The sequence below is a fragment of the Pseudomonas syringae genome, assembly GCF_002157375.1.
Lineage (GTDB): Bacteria > Pseudomonadota > Gammaproteobacteria > Pseudomonadales > Pseudomonadaceae > Aquipseudomonas > Aquipseudomonas syringae_T.
In genome coordinates this window covers 1-24,630 of record NZ_MTSA01000003.1, presented here as the reverse complement: position 1 = coordinate 24,630, position 24,630 = coordinate 1, and the positions used below count along the sequence as shown (strand labels likewise).

The 24,630-nt window shown below is 61.5% G+C and carries 12 protein-coding genes; 7 read left to right on the top strand and 5 right to left on the bottom strand.

What is annotated here, in order from left to right:
• Window positions 1-27 precede the first annotated feature (27 nt).
• Genes BW686_RS03860 through BW686_RS03850 form a run of 3 tightly spaced genes read right to left on the bottom strand, consistent with a single transcriptional unit; the run spans window position 28 to window position 4,092 of the window.
• A complete protein-coding gene (locus tag BW686_RS03860; protein WP_084914368.1) occupies window positions 28-1,236 on the bottom strand; it encodes an alpha/beta fold hydrolase in 1,209 nt (402 codons plus the stop codon).
• Between the two features lie 46 nt (window positions 1,237-1,282).
• Entirely contained in the window at window positions 1,283-2,224 is a 942-nt protein-coding gene (syrB2, locus tag BW686_RS03855; RefSeq protein WP_084914363.1) for a syringomycin E biosynthesis L-threonyl-[L-threonyl-carrier protein] 4-chlorinase SyrB2, read from the bottom strand.
• A 17-nt stretch (window positions 2,225-2,241) separates the two neighbouring features.
• Entirely contained in the window at window positions 2,242-4,092 is a 1,851-nt protein-coding gene (locus tag BW686_RS03850) for an amino acid adenylation domain-containing protein (RefSeq protein ID WP_084914359.1), read from the bottom strand.
• A 356-nt stretch (window positions 4,093-4,448) separates the two neighbouring features.
• On the opposite strand from BW686_RS03850, the gene BW686_RS03845 reads away from it, so the two are divergent.
• Together BW686_RS03845 and BW686_RS03840 are read left to right on the top strand one after the other, a co-directional pair.
• A complete protein-coding gene (locus BW686_RS03845) occupies window positions 4,449-5,510 on the top strand; it encodes a TauD/TfdA family dioxygenase (RefSeq protein WP_084914356.1) in 1,062 nt (353 codons plus the stop codon).
• Window positions 5,511-5,689: 179 nt separating this feature from the next.
• Window positions 5,690-7,384, top strand: a complete 1,695-nt coding sequence (locus BW686_RS03840) for a cyclic peptide export ABC transporter (protein ID WP_084914353.1) — start codon at window positions 5,690-5,692, stop codon at window positions 7,382-7,384.
• 411 nt (window positions 7,385-7,795) lie between these two features.
• Here the strand turns inward: BW686_RS03840 and BW686_RS03835 are convergent, their stop codons facing one another.
• Window positions 7,796-9,112, bottom strand: a complete 1,317-nt coding sequence (locus BW686_RS03835) for a diaminobutyrate--2-oxoglutarate transaminase family protein (protein WP_084914350.1) — start codon at window positions 9,110-9,112, stop codon at window positions 7,796-7,798.
• A gap of 221 nt (window positions 9,113-9,333) precedes the next feature.
• Between BW686_RS03835 and BW686_RS03830 the strand changes: the two genes are divergently transcribed.
• From BW686_RS03830 to BW686_RS03815, 4 genes are read left to right on the top strand one after another with little or no spacing between them, the layout of a single operon-like run.
• Complete coding sequence (locus BW686_RS03830; RefSeq protein ID WP_084914348.1) at window positions 9,334-10,767, top strand: efflux transporter outer membrane subunit; 1,434 nt, start codon at window positions 9,334-9,336, stop codon at window positions 10,765-10,767.
• Entirely contained in the window at window positions 10,764-11,876 is a 1,113-nt protein-coding gene (locus BW686_RS03825) for an efflux RND transporter periplasmic adaptor subunit (RefSeq protein ID WP_256898125.1), read from the top strand. Before BW686_RS03830 ends, BW686_RS03825 begins: the two co-directional genes overlap by 4 nt.
• On the top strand, window positions 11,873-14,935 hold the full coding sequence (locus BW686_RS03820) for an efflux RND transporter permease subunit (protein ID WP_084914343.1): 3,063 nt from the start codon (window positions 11,873-11,875) through the stop codon (window positions 14,933-14,935). The genes BW686_RS03825 and BW686_RS03820 overlap by 4 nt, the downstream gene beginning before the upstream one ends.
• Before the next feature lie 50 nt (window positions 14,936-14,985).
• Entirely contained in the window at window positions 14,986-15,588 is a 603-nt protein-coding gene (locus BW686_RS03815) for a LysE family translocator (protein ID WP_084914341.1), read from the top strand.
• 326 nt (window positions 15,589-15,914) lie between these two features.
• Here BW686_RS03815 and BW686_RS03810 read toward each other — a convergent pair whose 3' ends face one another.
• Window positions 15,915-16,127: a hypothetical protein gene (locus BW686_RS03810; protein WP_084914338.1), complete on the bottom strand. Its 213-nt coding sequence runs from the start codon at window positions 16,125-16,127 to the stop codon at window positions 15,915-15,917.
• A 462-nt stretch (window positions 16,128-16,589) separates the two neighbouring features.
• Between BW686_RS03810 and BW686_RS03805 the strand changes: the two genes are divergently transcribed.
• A partial coding sequence (locus BW686_RS03805) for a non-ribosomal peptide synthetase (RefSeq protein ID WP_143514144.1) occupies window positions 16,590-24,630 on the top strand: 8,041 nt, incomplete at its 3' end.

Sequence of the window (24,630 nt, the reverse complement as noted above, 5' to 3'; positions counted from 1 at the left end):
GGAGCCTTTTTTGGGATAAGCCTGACGTCAGACCAGCGCGGGTTCCAGCACTGAATCCATAAAGCGAAAGGCGGTGGCGCACGACCGTGACGCGTGTTCGAAGAACGCCAGGTGTGAGCCGTTCTCTTCGATGTGCAGGTGCGCACCCTCGATGGCCTGGGCCACATGACGCGAACCGTCAATGTGGGTGGTCTGATCACTGTCGCCGGCGACCACCAGTGTCGGTACCGAGACCTGCCCCAGAATCGAGAGCAATGCGGTCTTGTTCAGTGCGTCGTTGAGCCGTGCATAGCGATAAAACAGTTCTGCATTGACGTAGGGATAGAGCGCCACGTGAGCAATCGCCTGTGGCGTGGTGACCAGCGTGGCCTGATCGACGAACAGTGTCTGCAGGTCGCGTGCTTCATCGCGATCCGTTGCAGCAGCCTCCATCAGCCATTCGAAGTTGCGCTGATGGGGCGTACGCAAGGCGTCATCCGCCAGGCTGTAATCGCCGTGCCAGAGGCTCAGCGAGCGAACCCGTTCAGTATGCGTTGCCGCCGCACACAGCGCGATGACGGCACCGCCGCAAATGCCCATCAGGTGCGCGCTGGCGTGGCCAAAGTGATCCATCACCGCGAACAGATCGGCCACCTGGGCCTCAGTGTCTACGGCAAGTCGATCAAAATCGATGCACGCACCGAACAGTCCCCGGGTTTCCCAGGCCATGACGAAATAGCGCTCGCCCAGCAACTGGAACCATTCCTGGCAAAGCTCGAACGGCAAACCGCAGGGCAGGGCCAGGACGATGGGAGGCAGCCGCCGATTGGCGCTGGCATAGGTGTTCAGCAGCACCCCGTCGCGGGTGATCAGGCTCGACGTCGCAATACCTCGCGGCGCAGCACTGAAGTCGAACTGCTGAATCACGGCGCTGGACGCTTCGTCGGGACCGTCATTGCCGAACAGGCCATAGTCGAATGCCAGCGCTGCACTGATCGTTCTGCTGATGAACAACTCGAAGGATGACAACTGCTCTCTGGCATCGTGCCGATAGTCCGGCAGGGACACACCGATACGCTCGAAAGCACGGCTCACCGCTTGCTGGGTGGCCGTTGTAGCAGGGCAGGCGGTGATCGCCTGATCATCGTCTGCCCCCAGAAAACTGATCCGGACCGGTTCAGGGAGGTTGATCGCCAGGTGCCGAAGCATCCTGACCGCCTCGCACAATCGCGTTGCCGCGTCAGTGGATTTGGACATGGTAGAGCTCCTTTCAAATCATCCCGGCGACCTTCCGCCGGGGAAGTTATTCCCTGAATTTCTTGCCACGCGTGGTCTCGGTGACCAGACGGTTGTAGTCAGGTGTGGTGTCGCCGATGACCTGCACTGCGCCGTACTTTTCCAGGCTGATCTTGCCGCCGTATTCCTCGATGTGATCGGAATCCGGGTAGATCTTGACGAATGACGGTACATAGCGGGAGGCGAAGCCCATGCGCATGTCCTGGGATTCGCCGCTGTGCGGGTAGGATGCGTGCATCAGGGTCGACCAGAAAATCACGAACTGGCCGGCTTTCATCTGGATCGGCACGGCGCTGGCTTCGTCCGGTTTCCAGTCTTCGTCAATCTGCAACTGGCGATAGTCATAGCCGAAGAAACCACGGCGCACGCCGTCTTTCACCACCGAGTTGGAAGACTCGGGCGAATAGCTCATGCGTTTGGTTTCGTCGTAATTCATGCTGTTCTGCGTGCCTGGAATGAATTGCAGGCAGCCGTTGGCGATGTTGACGTCGGTGAAGGCCGTCCAGACGGTGATGGTGCCACCGAAGTCTTCGTTTTCCGGCCAGATGATCTGCGGCTTGCCCGACGCGTTGGCAAAGGTGTCGGCCTGGTGCCAGTCGGTGCCTTCATCGCCCGGGTATTTCGGGAAGAACTCGGTGCGCCAGCACAGTACATCCGGCCCCAGAATGCTTTGCACCCGGTCGCAGATCTCGGCACGACAGATGTGATCGGCCAGGAATTCGTCGTCCAGGTGACGGTCATAGTTGGCGATGTTGGTGGCACCGGAAATCGCGTCCAGGTCCTGATAGGCCGCATGGCTGCGGTCCAGCAGGCGCAGGCGTGTGCGCTTCCAGATTTCTTTCATTTCGTCCTGGTCGTAAGCCGTGAACGGGCCGATGAAACCATTTTTTTCGAACGTCTCACGCTCTTCTTTGGTGAGGTGAAACTGCTTGACTGCAACTTCAGTCATGATGATGTTCCTTTTGATCAATGCGCGTTGGCGATGGAGGTCTGAATGCAATCGGCAAGCACCTTGGCGGTGGCACCGTTAGCGAGAACGCCTGGATTGAGATCGATTCGATAGTGAGACTTGAGCAGCGACAGCGAACGGATCAACGCCAGCGAAGTGCCGCCGTGATCGAAGAAGTCATCGTTCAGGCCAATGCCCTTGAGGCCGATGTCATCCGACCAGACCTTGAGCACATGACGCTCCGGCTCCGACAACCCGCTTTGTTCGGCGGCCTGTTCGGTATTGCCGACCTCGGTCGGGCAAGGCAGCTGCTGTCGGTCGATCTTGCCGTGGGCCGTGACCGGCAGCGCTGACAGGGCGATGTAGGTTGACGGACGCATGTAATCGGGCAAGTGCTGTGCGGCCAGCGCCGACAGTTCGCTGCGCAGGGCAGGGGTCACGCCGGCTTCGCCGTCACCGGTCACTACGTACGCCACCAGACGCAGGTCGCCTTGACCGTAATCGTGCGCAATGACATGGCTGTCGCTGACGTGGCTGCTCAGTTGCAGGCAGGCTTCGACTTCACCGGCTTCGATCCGGAAACCACGCACTTTGAGCTGTTGATCGCTGCGACCGGCATAGTGGTATTCACCGCTGATGTCGCGCTTCATCAGATCGCCGCTGCGGTAGACCCGAACGCCGCTGTCCGGCAGTGTCAGGAATCGTTCGGCGGTGAGTTCTTCACGGTTAAGGTAACCGAGGGTCAGGCCTGCGCCTTCGATGTACAGTTCACCGGTGGCCTGGCCGGTAACAGGCTGTTGCTGCTCGTCGAGCAGGTGCAGTTTCCAGCCATCCAGTGGCGCACCGACAGAGACGATGGCCGAGGTTTCGAGGTCCTGTCCACGTACTCGCTTGTGCGTGGTATGCACTGTGGCTTCGGTGATGCCGTACATGTTGACGAGCGCAGGAAGCTCGTCGCCATGACGCTCCACCCAAGGGCGCAAGACTGTCGCAGGCAAGGCTTCGCCGCCAAACACCACGTAACGCAGCGCCAGACGAGACTGCGCCTGACGATCAGCTTCATCGAGGCCGCGGAAGGCAGACGGCGTCTGGCTCAACACGGTGACCTGATTGGTCGACAGCCACTGCCTGAACGTTTCAGGCGAGCGGGAAATCTCGTAAGGCACCACGGCAACCTGACCACCGTGAGCAAGGGCACCCCAGACTTCCCAGACCGAAAAGTCAAAACCGATGGAGTGGAACATTGACCACACATCGGTGTGCGAGAAGTTGAACACGCGCTGCGTGCTTTCCAGCAGGCTGCTCACGTTGGCATGGGTGACCAGTACGCCTTTTGGTTCGCCTGTCGAGCCTGAGGTGTAAATCACGTAGGCCGGGGCTTGCGTCGCATCGGCACTGCTGGCCGAAACATTGGCGGGCTCTTTTTCGGCCAGCAACTCGTTGAGTGGCAGCACGGTGAGCGACGGTGTTTTCGGAAGGCTGCACAGGTCCCGGGACGTGATGACCAGTTGCAGTCCGCTGTCCTGAACGATGTGCTCGATGCGTTTGGCCGGGTAAGCCGGATCAATCGGCACATACGCGCCGCCTGCCTTGAGAATACCCAGCAGGCACGTCACCAGATCGACGTCGCGGTCAAGGCACATGCCGACCAGGCTGCCATCCTTGACGCCGCGCTTGCGCAGGCTGGCCGCCAGGCTGGAGGAGGCTGTTTCGAGTTCGGCGTAGCTGACGGCTCGCGCTTCATCGGACACCGCGGTCCGCTCGGGAAATTCGCTGGCCCGTGCGCTGAATAGTTCGTGCAGCAAGGTGCCGGATCGCAATGGGCTGGACGAGGTGTTCTCTCGTCCCCCGGTGTGGGTTTTCGACATGAATAACGCTCCTGTTCAATCGCTGGTTGCAGTGCGCGCGACGCATCCGATAACCACATTCCGCAACCCGTATCGAAGTGTGTGAGGGGCTTGAGAATGGCTCTTGTCTGCGCAGCGAACGCATTTCAGCACCGATTCCCGAACGGCGTCTGTCGAGGGAAATAGGGACACTTCAAGCACGCGTGCATGACAGCGCGCCTGCTGGCGGCCGGTACGTGCGGGGAGTCCGGATGTCCCCAATTGCAGTGACATACAGGGCGTTGAGGCGGTGATTACATGCTCGCGTTGCTGCGTGCTGGTACGGGAGGGTTCTCGATCAGGCGCACCCCTCGATACCCATCGCCCGGGAGTTACGCATGAACCTCGACACCACCGCCTCAGCCGTCTGCGGACAGGCGAGCAAGGACGAATCTGTACACTGGCCCGACGGCCATCTCGATGCCAAGGTGCGCCTGTCACTGCTGGATCCGACCAGCAGCCTGCCGGTTGTCATCGAGCCGGCCGACGCCGGACTGGATGGGCTGGCCTGGGCCAGCGAACATCGCGCGCCCATCGAGTCACTGCTGTGCCGCCACGGAGCGATCCTGTTCCGCGGTTTTGGCCTGGACTCAGTGGCGCTGTTCGAGAATTTCGCGGAGGCGCTGTCGCCCGGTCTTTACGGGGGGTACGGCGATCTGCCGAAAAAGGAAGGCGGCCGTCGGGTGTACCGTTCCACGCCGTATCCGGAACGGGAAATGATCCTCTATCACAACGAAAGCTCACACCTGGAAAGCTGGCCACGCAAGCAGTGGTTCTACTGTGAACTGCCCTCGAAAGTCGGCGGCGCCACACCGCTGGTGGATATTCGGCAGATGCTGTTACAACTGCCCGCTGAGGTGGTTGAAACCTTCGAGCGCAAGGCGCTGCGCTACAGCCGTACCTTCACGGCGGGCGTAGAACCAGGCTGGCAGGATTTTTTCGGCACCGACCGGCCCGAGGTGGTCGAGGCCAGGTGCCGAGAGCAGGGTACGGCGTTCGAGTGGCTGGACGCCGACACCCTGCAAATTCATACGCGCTGCCCGGCGGTGATTCGCCATCCGGTGACCGGCCAGGCAGCTTTTTTCAATCAGGTCCAGCTGCATCACCCGTTCTGCCTGGGCGAAGAAATGCGCGAGGACCTGTTCGACATGTTCGGCGAAGACCGCATGCCGCGCATGGTCAGCTATGGCGACGGCACGCCTGTCGAGGATCACGTCATGGCGCTGGTCGGTGAAGCCTACGAGGCCTGCGCCGTCAGATTCCAGTGGCAGAAAGGTGACCTGATCATGCTCGACAACATGCTCGTCGCGCATGCCCGGGACCCTTATGAAGAGCCTCGCCTCATCGCAGTCGCCATGGGGGAAATGACCCCTCGCGATGCGGTGTGGCCTGCCCAGTGAAGGGGTGTGCTTTTCAGGGCTTGTACTCGGAGTCCGGGACAGCCACGGCGCACGTCTTCCGTACACTGTTTTTCCAGCATTCATCAGCACTTCCCGCGTGCGCTTCGACAAGCCCCCGGCGGCCTGCGGGCAGCGCACAGTACCGCCATCTGGCCCGTCCATTTCAAGGATATTGATCAATGAGCAGCGAGCAACAGACAAAGCCCGGACCGGGTTCCATCATAAAGCTGTTATGGCGCAGCCATCCCTGGCTGACCCTGCTTACCCTGTTGACCGGGATCATCAGCGGCGTCGCTTCCATTGCAGTCATCAATGTAATCAACGACGCCATCCACACGGAAGGCTCCAGGCTCAATGCGCTGTACTGGTTCATCGGGTTGAGCATCGTGGCCTTGATCTTCCGCAACTGCGCAGCATTCTTTCCAGCCTATGCAAGCATGCGCATCATGACGCGGCTGCGCATTGCCCTGTGCCGCAAGATTCTCGGCACGCCGCTGGAGGAGGTGGACAGACGCGGGCCTGCCAACGTGCTGACCATGCTGACCAACGACATTCCTCAGCTCAACACCACACTGATCGTCATACCGACCGTGCTGGTCGAATCGGCAGTCTTTCTGTTCGGCATCGCCTACCTGGCTTATCTGTCATGGGTGGTATTTGCCGTTACCCTGTCGTTGATGTTGCTGGGTGTGGTGCTTTATCTGTTCTTCTTCACCAGCGGTGTGATGGTCTCGAACCGGGTGCGTGACGAATTCACCTCGTTCAATGAATACACCCATGCGCTGGTGTTCGGTCTCAAGGAACTCAAGCTCAACGGTATCCGCCGTGACTGGTTCAGCCGTTCGGCCATCGACGCATCGTCCACCCGGGTGGCACGCTTCAATTTCATCGAACGGCTGTGGTTCAGCGCCGGCGACAATGTCGGGCAACTGACGCTTTCGGTGTTGCTGGGCTGCCTGCTGTTCGTGGCCCCACGGTTCGCCGCGCTTGACCCGGCCATCCTGACCGCCAGCGTGCTGGCCGTGCTTTACATCATGGGGCCGTTGTCGCTGCTGGTGTCCGCCATGCCGATTCTGGCTCAGGGCCGTGTTGCCAGCAGCCGGCTGGCAGAGTTCGGGTTCGGCATCAACGACAAGCACCCGGCCATCGTGGACGTCGAGACGCCCAAGCTGCTGCACTTCCCTCAAAAACCTTGGGCCAAAATATCGCTCAAGGGCGTGAAAATGGACTATCAGGGCGCCGATACCGACTCCTCGTTCGCCTTGGGGCCTGTCGATCTGGAGATTCGCTCGGGTGAGTTGATCTATATCGTCGGCGGCAACGGTTGCGGCAAAAGTACCCTGGCCAAAGTGCTGTGCGGTCTTTATATCCCGCGACAGGGGCATGTTCAGCTCGATGGCATGGACATCAGCGACAAGAACCGCAGCGAATACCGGGACCTGTTCTCGGCGGTGTTCTCGGACTTCCACCTGTTCAATCGCCTGATCGGACCTGACGAGAAGGAAGCGAGTTCGGCCCTTGCGCAAAAGTACCTGACGACCCTGGGTCTGGCAGACAAGATCAAAATCGAAGGGCACGGTTATTCGACCCTGAAAGCACTCTCCTATGGCCAGCAGAAGCGTCTGGCGCTGGTCTGTGCCTACCTGGAAGACCGTCCGGTCTACGTGCTGGATGAGTGGGCTGCGGATCAGGACCCACCGTTCAAACGGTTCTTCTATGAAGAACTGCTCCCGGACCTGAAACGCCGTGGCAAGACCATCCTGATCATTACCCACGACGACCAGTACTTCCAGCTGGCCGACCGCATCATCAAGCTGGCCGACGGCCAGATCGTCTCCGACATCAACTGCGCGATCCGCGACAAGCAAGCCTGAAACGCTTGACCCTGCAGCCCGGCCCTTTCATATAGGGGTCGGGTTTTTTTTGCCTGTCATAAACACCGCCCGTTCATCCTGATGGTTTTCAGACTCTGTACGAAAAGTCGGCGAGCGAAGGTCAGGCAAGGCAAAAGCAGGCGAGTAAGCGGCGTCTACCGGTTGTCAATGAGCATTCCGACTGGACTCGCATCCGACCCTGTTTTTAACGCAGCATCACCGAGCGCAGCCACTTTACGTGCAGAGCCTGCAACCGCAAAAAGCAGCACCCGGCGCCGACGGACGCAAGCTCGCTCGCGAAACAGCCGTGAATAGACGCACGCAGGTTGAAAGACTACCGGGGCATGCAGGAGGGTAGCGCGGGAGGGAGGGTCTACAGAAGGTGCCGCCCCGCAGGGCGGCGAAGGGGGTTCAGCGTGCCTTGCTGGCCGCTGCGACGGAGTCTTCGAAACGTTCCAGCACCATGCCGACTTCCTGTTCGCTGATCGTCAGCGCCGGCAGGAAGCGCAGCACCGAACTGTGACGGCCACCGGTCTCGATGATCAGGCCGTTTTCAAAGCAGTTGAGCTTGATGGCACGTGCCAGTTGCGAGTTGCCAGGCCCGGTGCGTCCTTGCTTGCCCGGGTGCGCGATCTCCACCCCCAGCATCAGCCCGCGACCCCGCACGTCGACCAGTGCCGGGTAACGTTGCGCAATGGTCTTCAGCCCGCTGGCCAGTATCTCGCCTTTGGCCTGAGCCTGTGCCGCCAGGTTGTTCTTCTGCACGTAGCCGATCGTTGCCGCACCCGCCACCATTGCGATCTGGTTGCCGCGGAACGTCCCCGCGTGCATGCCGGCGCCCCAGGTGTCGAGGTGTTCGGCGAAGACGATCACAGACAGCGGGTAGCCGCCGCCGATGGCCTTGGACAGCACCAGAATGTCCGGCACCACGCCTGAATGGTCAATCGCGAAGGTGCTGCCGGTACGGCCCAGGCCGGTCTGCACTTCGTCGATGATCAGCAGGATTTCCTGTTCCCGGGTGATTTCACGCAGCTCGCGCAGCCAGGTCGCCGACGCAGGAATGCAGCCACCTTCGCCCTGGACCACCTCGACAATCACCGCCGCAGGTTTTTGCACGCCGCCTTCGGGGTCGGTGAGCACAGTGCGGATGTATTCGATGGACAACTGATCGGTGAGTTTACCGTCGGTGCCGAACGGGCAGCGCAGGGTGTAGGGGAAGGGCAGGAAGTGGGTGCCAGGGTTGACCGCACCGACGTTCATCTTGGGCTTGAGGTTGCCCATTGCCGACAGCGCCCCGGCGGTCATGCCGTGATAGCCGCCGTGGAACGCCATCAGCGTCGAGCGCTGGGTGTAATGGCGCGCCAGCTTGATGGCCGCTTCCACCGCGTCCGATCCGCTCGGGCCACAAAACAGAATCTTGCTGTTGTGGCGCATCGGCTCCGGCAACGTCGAAAACAGGGTCTGCACGAACTCGTGCTTGGCCGGCGTCGCCAGGTCCAGTCCCTGTTGCAACTGGTCAGTGCCGAGAAAGCCCAGCACCGCTTCGCGCACGGTCTCGTTATTGTGGCCCAGTGCAAGGGTGCCCGCATTGGCCAGACAGTCGAGGTATTCCTGACCCTGGTCGTCCTTGATACGGGAGCCGTTACCACTCACGAACAGACGCTGGAAGGTCGCGGCGTAGGTTCTTGCATTGGATTCGACGTTATTCAGATAGCTCAACTCTTGCATATTCAGTCACTCGCTTGCCTTGAGGAAGGGCATCGATTGCGAGTCGTCTTTACCGCTCGCGTGATGTTCTTCGATTCTGCTGCACAGGCCCGGCAGCGACAATTTCAAGAGCGCCAATGTCCCCGCTTTCCTCGCCAGACAGTACCGGTGGCAAACGCTTCAATAGCGCCGTGAAATGCAGTCGAGCGCCTGACCCTGTGTCCGGGCTTCAAGAGGACGCCATGAATAACTTCAAAGCGGCAGCGCATCGAGCGCTGCCGGTGTTCTGCGCCCTGATCATCAGCGGGTGTGTGCTGGGGCCTGACTACCAGCCCCCGGCAATACCGTTACCTGCCGGATGGCAGGCGCCGCTGCCGCATGGCGCCAGCGTCAAAGCGCTGTCCGGCTGGTGGCAGCAATTCAACGACGCACCACTTGAACAATTACTCGCCTGGGCCGAGGCGGACAGCCCGACACTCGATCAGGCGCGGGCCAGCATTCTTCAGGCCAGGGCGACACTGGATATCAGCCAGTCGGATGCAGCGCCGAAGCTACAGGGCCAATTGACCCGCAGCCGGACTGGCGAACGCGAAGCCGGCACAGGGGAGGTGTATTCGTCGTCCTCGGCCCGGCTGGATGCGTCCTGGGAAATCGACCTGTTCGGTGAGTTTCGACGAAGCCGCGAAGCCGCAGGCAATCGTATTCAGGCACGCATCGATGACTGGCATGACGCACGCGTGTCATTGGCCGCCGAAGTCGCGGATGACTACGTTCAATACCGGGGCTGCCAAAAGCGGGTGCAGGCCTACCAGGAGCAGCTTGAATCGCAGCGGCAAACCGCTGAGCTGACCGACCTGTCTCTCAAGGCGGGCTTCACGGCACCTGCCGACCTGTCCCTGACCCAGGCATCGGCGGCCAGCAGCCAGTCGACCCTGATCGATCAGCAAAGTGAATGCGACCTGCTGATCAAGACCCTCACCCAACTGACCGGCAGCGACGAGACCCGAGTGCGCACATTACTTGAGCGCGCACCGGCCGTTCTGCCAACGCCCGCGCAGTTGGCGGTCACGAGCATTCCGGCCGATCTGGTACGCCAGCGACCTGATCTGGCCTCACGTGAGCGCGATCTGGCCGCCGCCAGCGCTGACATCGGCGTCGCCAAGGCTCAGCGCTGGCCCACCCTGAGCCTTTCCGGATCTTTTCAGGTCGGCACCCAAAGTGGCCAACTACTAAGGGGCTGGACGATGGCACCCTTGCTTTCACTGCCGTTACTGGACGGCGGACGAGGTCGGGCCACGGTAAACAGTGCCGAAGCCGCCTACGACTCGGCGCTTGCCGATTACAGACAAACCTTGCGCAACGCTGTCGGCGAAGTCGAGCAGGCGCTGGTCCGGCTGGACGCAGCACGGCGTCGTGAAGGCGATGTCGAACGCGCCACTGAAGGCTATCGCAACTATTTTCAGGCCGTGGACAAGTCCTGGCAGGCGGGTGGCGTGAGCGTGCTGGACCGCGAAGTGGCCAGACGCTCGGCACTTGATGCACAAATCGAACTGATCACCTTGCAACAGGAACAGGTGAGCTACTGGATCGCGCTTTACAAGGCGTTGGGCGGCGGATGGCAGGCCGACGCTGCGCACCTTCCAGTGGCGCAGGCTTCGCGCGGAGAAAGGTCTTGAGACTTGATCGCCGCAAACGGGCCTGGAGCCTGCTGACGCTGGGGGTGGTTCTGTTGTTCGGCGTTTTGATCTGGCATCGCTCAGATTCTTCCGCCCCCGAAACCGTGAGCGACACCAGCAGCCTGAGTGTCGAAACCACTCAGGCGCAAAAGCAGGTCTGGCCCAACGAAGTCACTGCCAGCGGGCGTTTGCTGCCCTGGCAGGAGGCCGTGATCAGTGCTGAAACCGGCAGTTTGCGGATCGCCAGCCTTCATGCCGATATCGGTGACAAGGTCAGCAAGGGTCAACTGCTGGCAACGCTGTCGCAGGACAGCCTGCTGGCCGAACAGAGCAAACAGCAGGCGACTGTCGATCAGGCGCAGGCAAACCTTCGCAAGGCACAATCGGACCTCCGGCGTGCCGAGGTGGTCGGCACCACCGGTGTGCTTTCAAGCCAGCAAAGCGAGCAATACCGAATCGCCGTGGACACCGCCAAAGCCGAGCTGGCGGCGGCCAGGGCTGACATGCAGAGTATTCGCATCCGGTTGGGGCAGACGCGCATCGTGGCGGTCGATGACGGAACAGTGTCATCGCGCAGCGCCTTGCTGGGCAGCGTAGTCGACGCGGGCACCGAAATGTTCCGTCTTGAGCGCGGTAGCCGCATTGAATGGCAGGCCGAGCTGGACGCCCGGCAGTTGATCAGCGTTCGCCCCGGGCAACAGGCTCGCCTGACCCTGCCGGGTGGCCAGTCGGTGGCCGGGCAGGTGCGTCTGGTCTCGCCGATTCTCGACAGAACCACAGGCAGAGCGCTTGTGTACGTGGCGCTTCCCCCTGACACTGGCGCGCGTTCCGGCATGTACGCCAGTGGCCATATCGAGCTGGCATCAGCGCCTGCCCTGACGGTGCCGGACAGCGCGGTCATTTTGCGTGACGGTCGTTCGTGGGTGTTTGTCGTGGGGGCAGACAATCGCGTGACCCAGCGGCGCGTGGACGTGGGCCGCCGCCGCGACAATGCGCTGGAGATTGTCTCCGGCGTGGATCAGCAACAGACCCTTGTATTGTCCGGCGGTGCGTTTCTGAGTGACGGTGCGCAGGTCACGCCCGTGGCTTCGCGAGCGACACAACCATGACGCTGTCGTCGCTGTCGATTCGTTACCCTGTCCCGGCGATCATGCTGTTCATTCTGCTGGGCGTGCTGGGGTGTATCGGATTGCAACGGCTGGGAATCCAGGACTTTCCGGATGTCGATCTGCCCACGGTCACGATCAGTGCGTCGCTGGAAGGCGCGGCCCCCGAGCAGCTGGAAACCGAGGTGGCGCGCAAGCTGGAAGATCGCCTGTCGTCGCTTCGGTTGCTCAAGCATGTGAGCACGACCATCACCTCCGGCAGTGTCGAGATCAATGTGAGTTTTGCCATTGAAAAGGATGGCAATGAAGCCCTCAACGAGGTCCGCAATGCCGTTGACAGCGCAATGGCCGAGCTGCCCGCCAGCCTGGACACGCCCAGTGTGTCCAGGCTGACCGTCCATGACACGCCGGTCCTGACGTATTTCATCGATGCGCCGGGCATGGACGAAGAGGCGCTGTCCTGGTTTGTCGACAACGAGCTGAGCAAGCACCTGTTGAAGGTCAAGGGTGTCGCACAGGTGGTTCGCGTCGGCGGGGTCGAACGTGAGGTTCAGGTCGACCTGAACCCGGCAATGATGGCCGGGTTGGGGCTGAGCGTGGCGGACATCGAAACGCCGCTAAAAGCGATGCAGATCGACAATTCGGGGGGGCTGGCAACCCTGGGCAGTGGCCGGATGGCGGTACGCACGCTGGGCCGGATCGACGACCCTCAAGCGCTCGGTGCCATCGACGTGCCGGTCGGTGACGGGCGTTCGTTTGCCCTGCACCAACTGGCGACGATTCGCGATCACCACGCTGAACGTCAGTCAATGGCCTTTCTCGACGGTCGCCCGGTCACCGGTGTTCAGGTGATCCGCTCCCTTGGGTTTTCGGACGTCAGCATGGCTGCCGAAGTGCGCAAGGCAGTCGCCGCGTTCGTCAGCAGTCAGCCAGGCATCCGCCTGACAGAAGTCAGCGACAGTTCCGCGCCGATCCTGGAAAACTATCACGACTCGATGAACCTGCTGTACGAGGGGATTCTGCTGGCGGTCCTGGTGGTCTGGTGGTTCCTGCGCGATCTGCGCGCCATGCTGATCGTGGCCACCGCGTTGCCGCTGTCGATCATTCCTACCTTCGGCCTGATGTACTTCGCCGGCTTTACCCTGAATACCGTGTCGCTGCTGGCACTGGCGCTGATCATCGGCATTCTGGTGGACGACGCCATTGTCGAGGTGGAGAACATCGCTCGCCATCTGCGCATGGGCAAAAGCCCACGACAGGCCGCGATGGAAGCCGCTGACGAAATCGGCCTGGCCGTCATTGCCACCACCGTGACGCTGGTGGCCGTGTTCCTGCCCACCGCGTTCATGGGTGGCGTCGCGGGCCGGCTGTTCGTGCAGTTTGGCGTCACGGCGTCAGCAGCCTTGCTCTTTTCATTGCTGGTGGCTCGCTTGCTGACGCCCATGATGGCCGCAGTGTTTCTGAAACCCGTCAACCACGTCGAGCGCGACGGCTGGCTGATGCAGCGCTATCTGGTGTGGATTCACCGCAGCCTGGAATGGCGCAAGACCAGCATGGCGCTGGCCGCACTGTTCTTTGCCGGGTCGCTGGCACTGATCGGTTTTCTGCCCACCAGCTTTCTTCCGGCCCAGGACATCGCCCGGTCGACCATCACGCTGGAGTTGCCACCAGGCACTGCGCTGCAACAGACCGCTGACCTGGCGCGTCAGGCCAGCGATCGGGTTCGTCCGCTGCAAGGCGTCCGGCATGTCTTTGCAGTGGTGGGCTCGGCGGGCAGCGAGGGCGGGGAAGGCGCTGCACTCAATAAGGCAACGCTGACGGTCGAGCTGGTCAGGCGCCAGGAACGCGATGTAAGCCAGACGGCCCTGGAAGCCCGCATGCGCGAGGCGCTGCGTTCGTTACCGGGCGCACGAATCAGTGTGGGCGGTGATGGCAACGGAGAAAAGCTCGACATCGTTCTCGCCAGCGAAGACGGTGCGCTGCTTGAGCGGACCGCTCTGGACATCGAGCCGCAACTGCGGCAATTGAACGGTGTGGGCAATATTGCCTCCAGCGCGGCCTTGCAGACACCGGAAGTGCAGCTCACGCCGGACTATGTGCGGGCCGCGCAGTTGGGCATCACCAGCCAGCAGATTGCCGACACATTGCGCCTGGCCACTTATGGCAATTATTCGTCGGCGCTGGGCAAGATCAACCTTTCGCAGCGCCAGGTGGACCTGCGGGTGCGCATGGAGCCGGGCCTGCGCAGCGACATGGAGCGCATCGCCCAGTTGCGCGTAAAAGGCAGCGACGGTCAGGTCGCACTCGCCTCGCTGGGCGAACTGAGCATGGGCAGCGGGCCGGCACAGATCGACCGGCTGGACCGCCAGCGTAATGTCACGCTGTCTATCGAACTCAACGGGCGCAGCCTGGGGGAGGTGATGGATCAGGTTCGCCGATTGCCCGGCATTGCGCATCTGCCGGCGGGAGTCAAGCTGGTCGAGCAGGGTGAAGTGCAGTTGATGAGCGAGCTGTTTGGCAGTTTTGGCCTGACCATGGCCATCGGCGTATTTTGCATTTATGCCGTGCTGGTTCTGCTGTTTCACGACTTCCTGCAACCGGCGACCATTCTCTCGGCACTGCCGCTTTCGCTGGGGGGCGCCTTGCTGGCGCTGCTGGCCTGTGATTTGAGTTTCTCGCTGTCATCGATCATCGGCCTGCTGATGTTGATGGGCATCGTGACCAAAAACTCGATTCTGCTGGTGGATTACGCCATTCTTGCGCGCCGCGACCTGGGCATGAACCGCTATCAGGCCGTGGTCGACGCCTGCCACAAACGGGCGCGGCCGATTCTGATGACCACCATCGCGATGGGCGCCGGTATGCTGCCGACCGCGATCGGAGTGGGTGCCGATCCGGGGTTCAGGCAGCCGATGGCCGTGGTGGTGATCGGGGGGCTGATTACCTCGACACTGCTCAGCCTGCTGGTGGTCCCGGTCATTTTTACCTACGTGGACGATTTGCTGCAGCTCTTCAAGCGTTTCACAAAATCCCTGGCACATAACACGTCAGGGTCACCCTGAAGCGTGCTGTTTCAATCAACCGATGCGCAAACCTCCAGTGAGGAAATGACATGAGTGGATCCCTGTTTTTAGCGCTGCTGGGCGTGCTCGCCGTTCCCGGCCCGACCAATTCTCTGTTGTTTCAGACCGGCGTCAACCGGGGCATCAACGCACGGTCGTTGCAATGGGTCGGGGCAGAGTGGCTGGCCTATGTGGTGCAGATCACCGCTTGGGGGCTGACCCTGGACTGGATCGCGCGTGATTTCCCGTGGGTGGCGACACTCAGCAAGGCCTTCGCTGTGTGCTTTCTGTTCTACATCTCGCTGAAACTGTGGTCGATGGCGCACGGCGCCGGGCACGACACTGCGCCGGGACTGTCTGCAAAAGGGCTGTTCATTGCGACACTGAGCAACCCCAAAGGCCTGTTCTTTGCGTCCTTCATCGCCCCGGCCGGGACGTTCCTGAGTTCGAGTGATTACCTGGCGTTCATGTTCGCGTTCACCTGTGTGGTGCTGCCGGTGGGCACTGCGTGGGTCATGTTCGGTGCCTGCTTTGGCAGCCGCATGACCTCACCGCGATCCTCACGCCTGCTGAACAAGGGCGTCTCGATGGTCATCGGGCTGTTCGCCACCGGGCTGCTGTACAACCTGGCGTCTCATACATTTCATGTTTGAAAACGGTATCAGTCACTGGGTTATCGAGCGGGTTATCGAGGTCCGTCCAGCGCCAGGCTCGGGCGGCACCTGCTAAATAAGTAAACGTTGACGGGCGGGCAATAACCGGCGCGTTGTTTTCTGCAAGAGAAAACGCCGGCGAGGGAGGGTGGGGAAGTTGGTTATTACCTAAGACGCTTCAGAAGAAGAGTCGAAACAGGCGGTGACTAACAGGCCTGCCACACGGCAATTAATAATGAACGAACACTTGAACACAGGCACCGCGTGGTCACGCAATGCCCGTCGGATCAAATCAGCGAAACGTGAGCAGTTAACGCATTAACAACTTATTGTTCCAAGGGCGTTTGATCATCAGGGCGTTGAATGCTGATCAAGGAGTGCGCGGCATAAAAGCCCAGGACTCTTCGATGTTTGGCCAGGTATTCGCACGCAATCAGAGACGTCGGCACCAGTGTCTCCGTGGCGCTGTCCTTGATCACCTGCATCTTCCGTCCACCTGAGCGCAAGCGCACGTATTCACCGGGTTCGAAGCTGTTCATGTGGTTACCTCTGTCGAGTCGGACTGTTCGGACGCTACTTCCACATGTGCATTCGAACATTCGGTTACTCGCGTGTCTGTGGTGAATAAGAGGGACAAATACATTATGTCGACGGTTGACCCGGCACGTCCTGTTTCTTGTCCCTCTTTCAAGTGACATACACCCTACCGGCGAGCTGATTAAAGTCCCCTCCATATCTGCCAAATCGCGTTAACAGCGGCGAGGGCGATAACCCTGCACGTTTCAGATTGTCGCTTTACGGCCTTGTGAACGTGCGCCACCCGTATTCGCATAAGCGGCCCCGTCATGGCGTCGCTGTTCAACTATCGAGACAGAACGAATGAAACAGTTTGCTGAAAATACGATGGTCACGTGTGTCGCGAATACGGTGTGTGCAGCGTTACAGAACGCAAAGGGTATTGCCCGGTTATCGACTGCTTGCGTTATCCAAGGAGTATTCGCATGAACCCGTCCCTGCCTGAGTCCAGCCGTTACCCTCTGACCGCTGCACAGCGCGATATCTGGCTGGATCAGATCGTTCGCGGCGATGTGCCGGTTTACAACATCGGGGGCTACACCGTTGTCGAGGGCAGCATCGACGCTGAACGCCTGCAACGGGCAATCGACATCCTGTTCAGCAGGCACGCAGGACTGCGCACAGTGCTGCTGCCAGGGCAAGGCGAGGGCGGGATGCCTGCGCAGGCATTTGTCGATGATCTGCGGCTGACGCTGGCGGTCCACGATTTTTCCGCCGGGCACGATCCGGAAGCCTCGGCGCAGGCGTTCGTCGAAGCCCTGAACAAGGTCCCGTTCACCTTCGACGGCGCTCCGCTGATCCGCCTGCAATTGATGCACGTCAGCGAACACCTTTGCTATGTGAGCATGCAGGCTCACCACATTCTGATCGATGGCTGGTCCATCAACATCATGTTCACGGAATTGGGTGATCTGTACACAGCTGACGACGAAACGGCCGTACACATCGAGGCACCGTCCTACGTGAAATACATTCACGACGACATCGCCTACAGAAGTTCGGCACGTTACGAGCGCGATCAGCGCTATTGGCTGGAGAAGTATCAGAACGTCCCGGCCCCGTTGTTCGAGCCTCGCCATCGTGACGGGAGGTCGGAATCCGGTGCGGTGGCCGGTCATGTGTTCAAGCGCTATTCGCCTGAGCTGCTCGAGCGCGTCGGCAGCGTGGCCGACGCCCTGCAGGTGTCGCGTTTCCCGGTGATGGTGGCGGCACTTTATGTCTGCCTGATGCGCACCACCCATCATCAGGACCTGGTCATCGGCCTGCCGGTTCTGAACCGTTCCAATGCGGGCTTTCGCAACACGTTCGGCCTGTTCACCCAGGTCAGTGCCGTGCGCATGGCGTTCGATGCCGATCTGACGTTCAGCGACCTGGTGGCCAATGTCGCGCGCAACCTGAAACAGGATTACCGCAACCAGCGTTTCCCGCTGAGCGACATGAACCGCTCCCTTGGCCTCATGCGTGATGGCCGCGACCAGTTGTTCGACCTGTCGGTGTCTTATGAGCTGACCGACCACCGCATGATGTTTGGCGAAGCGCCTGCCTACACCGTCAAATGCTCCAACGGTTACGAGCAGATGCCGCTGTCGATGTACATCCGTGCCAACCCGCACACCGATGAAGCCTGGTTGCATTACATCTACAACGAGACGTTCTTCAGCGCTGCCGAGATGCACAGCCTGGCCGATCGTTTCGTCAATGTGCTGGAGCAAGGGTTGCAAGACCCGTCATTGCCCTTGAACGGTTTCACCCTGACAACCCCGGCAGAGGCCCGGTTGCTCGAGTCCTGGAATGACGCACAGCCTGAAACCCTGGCAACCCGCACCCTTCACGCAGCCTTCGAGGCCCAGGCGCAGGCTCGGCCTGAGGCCGTGGCACTGCTGCACGACGGGCAAGGCCTTACTTACGCGCAACTGAATGCACAGGCCAATCAGGTCGCGCACCGCCTGCGCGAACTGGGCATTGGGCCGGATGACCGCGTTGCCATCTGCGTCGAGCGCGGCCCGCACATGATCGTCGGGTTGCTGGGTATCCTCAAGGCCGGTGCCGGCTACGTGCCAATGGACCCGGCTTCGCCACAAGAGCGCCTGGCGTTCATGCTGCAGGACAGCGCTCCGCGGGCGTTACTCACTCAAGCCGGGCAGGTACAGCACTTGGCGGTTGAGAACATTCCGGTTCTGCTTCTGGATCAGCCCGATGTTGCGGGCTTCAGCGCACAGCCCACGGATAACCCGGAAGTCCCGGGGCTTTCGCCACATCATCTGGCGTACATCATCTACACCTCCGGTTCCACCGGGCTGCCCAAAGGCGTGATGGTCGAACACGGTAACGTCACCCGGCTGTTTGCCTCGACCCGTGAGTGGTTTGAGTTCGGTGCCGATGACGTCTGGGCCTTGTTTCACTCTTTCGCGTTCGACTTCTCCGTCTGGGAAATCTGGGGCGCCTTGCTGCACGGCGGTACGCTGCTGCTGGTGCCGCAACTCGTAACACGCTCGCCCCAGGCCTGCTACGAGCTGCTGTGTGAAAGCGGCGTCACGGTACTGAACCAGACTCCCAGCGCATTCCGCCAGCTGATCAACGCCCAGGGCGAAAACCCGCGCCCGCATGCCTTGCGCCAGGTGATCTTCGGTGGCGAAGCACTGGACACCAGCATCCTCAAGCCCTGGTATGCACGCCAGCTCAATGCCGGCACCCAACTGTTCAACATGTACGGCATTACTGAAACCACCGTACACGTTACGTGCTACCCGTTGAGCGAAGCCGACGTCAACGGCGGCGTCAGCCCGATTGGTAAGCGTATTCCGGATTTGCGCCTTTACGTGCTGGATGCCTACGGGCAGCCGGTGCCACCGGGAGTGACCGGCGAGCTGTACGTCGGCGGTGCCGGCGTGGCGCGGGGTTATCTGAACCGTGCAGAGCTGAACGCCGAACGCTTTCTGAGCGACCCGTTTGCCCCGACGCCAGATGCCCGGATGTATCGAACCGGCGACCTGGCGCGCTGGACAATCGACGGCAGTCTGCATTATCTGGGCCGTAACGATGATCAGGTGAAGATCCGTGGTTTCCGTATCGAACTCGGTGAAATCGAAAGCCGTTTGAGCGCCTGCGCCGGTGTCCGTGAAGCCGTGGTGATTGCGCGTGAAGACGAGCCGGGCGAAAAACGGCTGGTGGGTTATGTGCTGCCCCAGCCAGGCATGTCCCCGGACGCGGCCGATCTGCGCGCCACATTGCTTGAACATCTGGCCGACTACATGGTGCCAAGCGCCTTCGTGCTGCTGTCGGCGCTGCCACTGACCACCAACGGCAAGCTCGACCGCAAGGCACTGCCAGCGCCCGATGCGAGCGCCTATGCGCGGCGAGAATATGAAGCACCACAAGGGCCGGTGGAACCGATCCTGGCCGGTTTGTGGAGCGAGCTGCTGGGCATAGAGCGCATCAGTCGGCATGACCAGTTCTTTGAACTGGGCGGCGACTCTCTGCTGGCGGTCAAACTGATCGAACGTATGCGTGATACCGGGCTTAAAGTCGACGTGCGCGTGTTGTTCGGCCAGCCCACACTCCTGGCGCTGGCCAAGACGGCCGGCGCTGGCAGGGACGTGCTGATTCCGGCCAACCTCATCGAGCCGTGCGTGACGCGCGTCACCCCGCAGATGCTGCCCCTGGCGTCTTTGAACCAGGAGCAGATTGACACGCTGGTGGCGACCATCCCCGGCGGTCTGGCCAACGTTCAGGACATCTACGCGCTGGTGCCGTTGCAGGAGGGGATTCTTTATCACCACCTTGCGAATCCTGAGGGCGACCCCTACCTGCTGCAAGGCACGCTGCGCATGGAGAGCCGGGCACACGTCGAGGTCTTCATTGAGGCACTGCAGGCCGTGATTGATCGGCATGACATCCTGCGCACGTCGGTTGCCTGGGAGAACCTTGACGAGCCGGTTCAGGTGGTTTGGCGCCAAGCGTCACTGCGCACCCAAGAGCATGCACTTCTGCCCGAAAAGGGCGACATCGCCGATCAGTTGCAGGCGCTGGCCGATCCTCGTCGCGTGCGCTTCGATCTGCGCCAGGCGCCATTGATGGAACTGCACCTGGCCGAAGACAGTGTCCACGGCGGCTGGGTCGCGGTGCTGCTGTTCCATCACCTGATCGACGACGCCACCTCGCTGGGTATTCTGGGGCGCGAGATTCAGGCACATGTCGAGGGCCGCGCCGCACAGCTTCCCGCTTCCGTGCCGTACCGCAATTACGTTGCACAGTCGCGTCTGGGCATCAGCCGCGAAGAGCACGAGGCGTTTTTCCAGACCGCCTTGGGCGACGTGAACGAACCGACGTTGCCGTTCGGCCTGCAGGACGTGCAGGGCGACGGTACTGCTATCGAAGAAGCCAGTGCCGCGCTGGAAACAGCGCTGTGCGAACGGCTGCGCGCCCATGCCAGACGCCTGGGCGTCAGCAATGCCAGCCTGCATCACCTGGCCTGGGGCCAGGTGGTCGCACGTTTGTCCGGCCGTGAAGAAGCGGTCTTCGGCACGGTGCTGATGGGCCGTCTGCAAGGCGGCCAGGATGCCGAGCGGGCGCTGGGCATGTTCATCAACACCTTGCCGCTGCGTGTCGCCGCCCACGGGCCGAGCGTCAAAGCGGCGGCGCGGCAGACCCACGACCGGCTGGCCGCCTTGCTCGGGCACGAGCATGCTCCGCTGTCACTGGCCCAGCGCTGCAGCGGCGTGGCACCGCCAACCCCGTTGTTCAGCGCGCTGCTCAATTACCGGCATGCCGCCGTCGCCGCGCAGCCAGGCCAAGGCAGCGACGCTGGGCTGCGCTGGGCGGGTTTCGAACTGCTCGGCGGTGAAGAGCGCACCAACTACCCGCTGTCCCTCTCGGTCGATGACCTTGGAACCGACTTCGGCCTCACCGTGCAAGTCTCGCCGGGTATCGGTGCGCAACGCGTGGTGGGTTACATGCACGCGATGCTCGCGCAACTGGCTGATGCGCTGGATCAGGACCTGGACGTAGCGCTGCAAGACCTGGCGTTCATGCCGGACGCAGAACGCGACCATCTGCTGCACCGCTTCAATGCCTGTGAAAAGGCATTCGAACCCGGCCTGCTGGTGCATCAGTTGTTCGAAGCACGCGCTCACGCCCAGCCTGAAGCGCGAGCGGTCTCGTATGAAGATCAACACCTGAGCTACGGCGAACTGAATCGTCAGGCCAACCAGATTGCTCATCGCCTGCTGGAACTGGGTGTGAAGATCGATGATCGTGTCGCGATCTGCTGCCGCCGTAGTCCAGAGATGATTGCCGGGCTGCTGGGCATCCTCAAGGCGGGTGCCGGCTACGTCCCGCTTGACCCGGATTACCCTGAAGAACGCCTGAGCTATATGCTCGAAGACAGCGCCCCGAAAGTGTTGCTGACCCAGACAGGGCTGGCGACAGTGTTCGGCGACTCCCACGTCCCGCGCGTAATGCTCGACGGTCTGCAAACGGATGAGCTCAGCCTTCAAGCGACGCACAATCCGGATTTGATCACCCAAGGGCATCAGCCGTCGCATCTGGCTTACCTGATTTACACCTCCGGCTCCACCGGCCAGCCCAAAGGGGTGGCAATGCCTCACGGGCCGCTGGTCAACCTGATGCAATGGCAGCTCGATGAAGGGGTGAACAGCGGTCATCCGGCCCCGGCGACCCTGCAATTCGCTGCGCTGGGCTTTGACGTGGCGTTTCAGGAGGTCTTCAGCACGTTGTGTGCCGGCGCGCCACTGTCGCTGATTCATGCCGATACCCGACTCGACCTGCGCAAACTGTACCTGCATCTCTGCGACGCACGCATCGAGCGTCTTTATCTGCCGTGCATTGCCTTGCAAGCCCTTGCCGAGGCCGTGCTTGAGGATACCAGCCTGCGCGAACGGACCTGCGCACTGCGCGAGGTCATCACAGCGGGTGAACAGCTGCGTATCACTGCGCCCATTCGCGCGCTGTTCGAACACTTGAGCGATTGCCGGCTGCACAACCACTACGGCCCGACCGAGTCGCACGTCACCACCTCGTTCACCTTGCCGGAGCGGGTCTGCGAGTGGCCGATCCTGCCGCCCATCGGCCGTCCGGTCGCCAACACCCGCATTTACTTGCTGGACGCGCAACTGCAACCGGTACCGGTGGGCGTTGCCGGGGAAATTTATATTGGCGGTGCCTGCGTCGCACGGGGCTACCTGAACCGCGACGAACTGACGGCCGAACGCTTTCTGCGCGACCCGTTTGTCATGGAAGGTGCGGCGCGCCTGTACAAGACCGGTGACCTGGGGCGCTACGACGCAGACGGCGTCATCGAGTACCTGGGCCGTAACGATGATCAGATCAAGATCCGCGGTTTCCGGGTCGAACTGGGTGAAATCGAAGCGCGGCTGGCGGAGCACGCAGCGGTACGCGACGCGGCCGTTGTGGCACGCGAAGACAGCCCGGGTGACAAGCGCCTGGTGGCGTACTTCACCCCTCAGGCCGGCCAGGTGTCGACGTCCGCAGACATGCTGCGCTCGCACTTGCAGGCGCTGTTGCCGGATTACATGATCCCGGCAGCCTATGTCGAACTGGAGAAGATGCCGGTCTCGGCCAACGGCAAGCTGGACCGCCGCGCATTGCCGGCACCGGATGCCCAGGCCTACGCCAGTCAAGCGTATGAAGCGCCGAGAGGGCCGGTGGAAATCACCCTGGCCAGCCTCTGGTCGCAAGTGCTGGGCGTCGCTCAGGTCGGGCGGCATGATCACTTTTTCGAACTGGGCGGCCATTCGCTGCTGGCAGTCAAGCTGATCGAACGCATGCGTCAGCTTGACCTGAATGCCGACGTTCGGGTGTTGTTCAGCCAGCCGACGCTGTCTGCGCTGGCAGCCGCTGTCGGTGGAGAACCCCAGGACCTGCATGTTCCGGACAACGGGATCCCCGAGGGCTGCGAACACATCACATCGGCCATGCTCACGCTGGTGGACTTGCAGCAGCCGGTCATTGACCGGATCGTCGCCGATGTACCGGGCGGGGCAGCCAATGTGCAGGATATCTATCCGCTGGCGCCGTTGCAGGAAGGCATTCTCTATCACCACATGGCCGCCGAGCAGGGTGATCCGTACCTGCTTCAGGCTGCGTTCGCGATGGACAGCCGTGAACAGCTCGACGCATTCGTGGCCGCGCTGCAAGGCGTCATCGATCGCCATGACGTTCTGCGCACAGCGCTGGTATGGGAAGGGCTGGAGCAGCCGCTGCAAGTGGTGCTGCGTCAGGCCCGACTGAACGTCGAAACCCTCGAACTGGATGCCACGCAGGGCGATGTTGCCCATCAGTTGCAGGCTTTGTATGACCCGCGTAACTGCCGCCTGGACTTGCACCGCGCTCCGCTGATGCACATGGCCTGCGCCGAGGACACGACCCGGCAGCGCTGGGTGGCGATCCTGCTTTTCCATCACATCGCACTCGACCACACCGCGCTGGAAGTGATGCAGCACGAAATGCAGTCGTACCTGCGCGGCGAGTTTGCCGGGCTGGAAGCGCCAATGCCTTATCGTCGCTACGTGGCCCAGGCACGACTGGCCGTCAGCCAGACACAACACGAAGGCTTTTTCCGCGACATGCTTGGCGACGTCGAAGAACCGACATTACCGCTGGGCCTCAAGGAAGTGCAGGGCGACGGTAGCGGCGTCGAGGAATGCAAATTCCAGCTCGACCCGGCGCTGAGTAACCGCCTGCGCGTGCTGTCGCGGCAACTGGGCGTCAGCCCGGCGAGTATGCATCACCTGGCGTGGGCTCAGGTCGTGGGCAGCCTGTCCGGACGCCACGACGTGGTGTTCGGCACCGTACTGCTGGGCCGTATGCAGAGTGGCGCGGGCGCCGAACGCGCACTGGGCATGTTCATCAACACCTTGCCGTTGCGGGTGACGCTGGGTGAGGTGAGTGTTCGTCAGGGTGTGCGCCAGACCCACGCGCGGCTCACCGCGTTGCTGGGCCACGAACACGCCTCGCTGGCACTGGCGCAGCGTTGCAGCGGCGTACCGGCTTCGATGCCGTTGTTCAGCGCACTGCTCAATTACCGCCACAGCCCGATCCAGAACGACGATCACGTAGAGCGTTGGGGCGGGGCCGAAGTACTGGAAGTGATGGAGCGGACCAACTACCCGTTCATGCTGTCGGTTGACGATCTGGGCGAAGGTTTCCTGCTCAGCGTGCAGACCGTGTCCGCGATTGCCCCGCAACGCGTGGTCGGCTACATGAACACCGTACTGGAAAGCCTGGTTGATGCGCTGGAGTCGGCACCGGACCGTCCGCTGCACCACCTGGCCATTCTGCCCGCCAGCGAACGGGACGAGGTGCTCTCGGGCTTCAACGCCACGCAGGCCCCGTATCCGCTCGAGCAAACCGTTCACGGCCTGTTCGAAGCCCAGGTCGAGCGCACGCCTGAAGCCTTGGCGTTGATCCACGGCACTGAACGCCTGA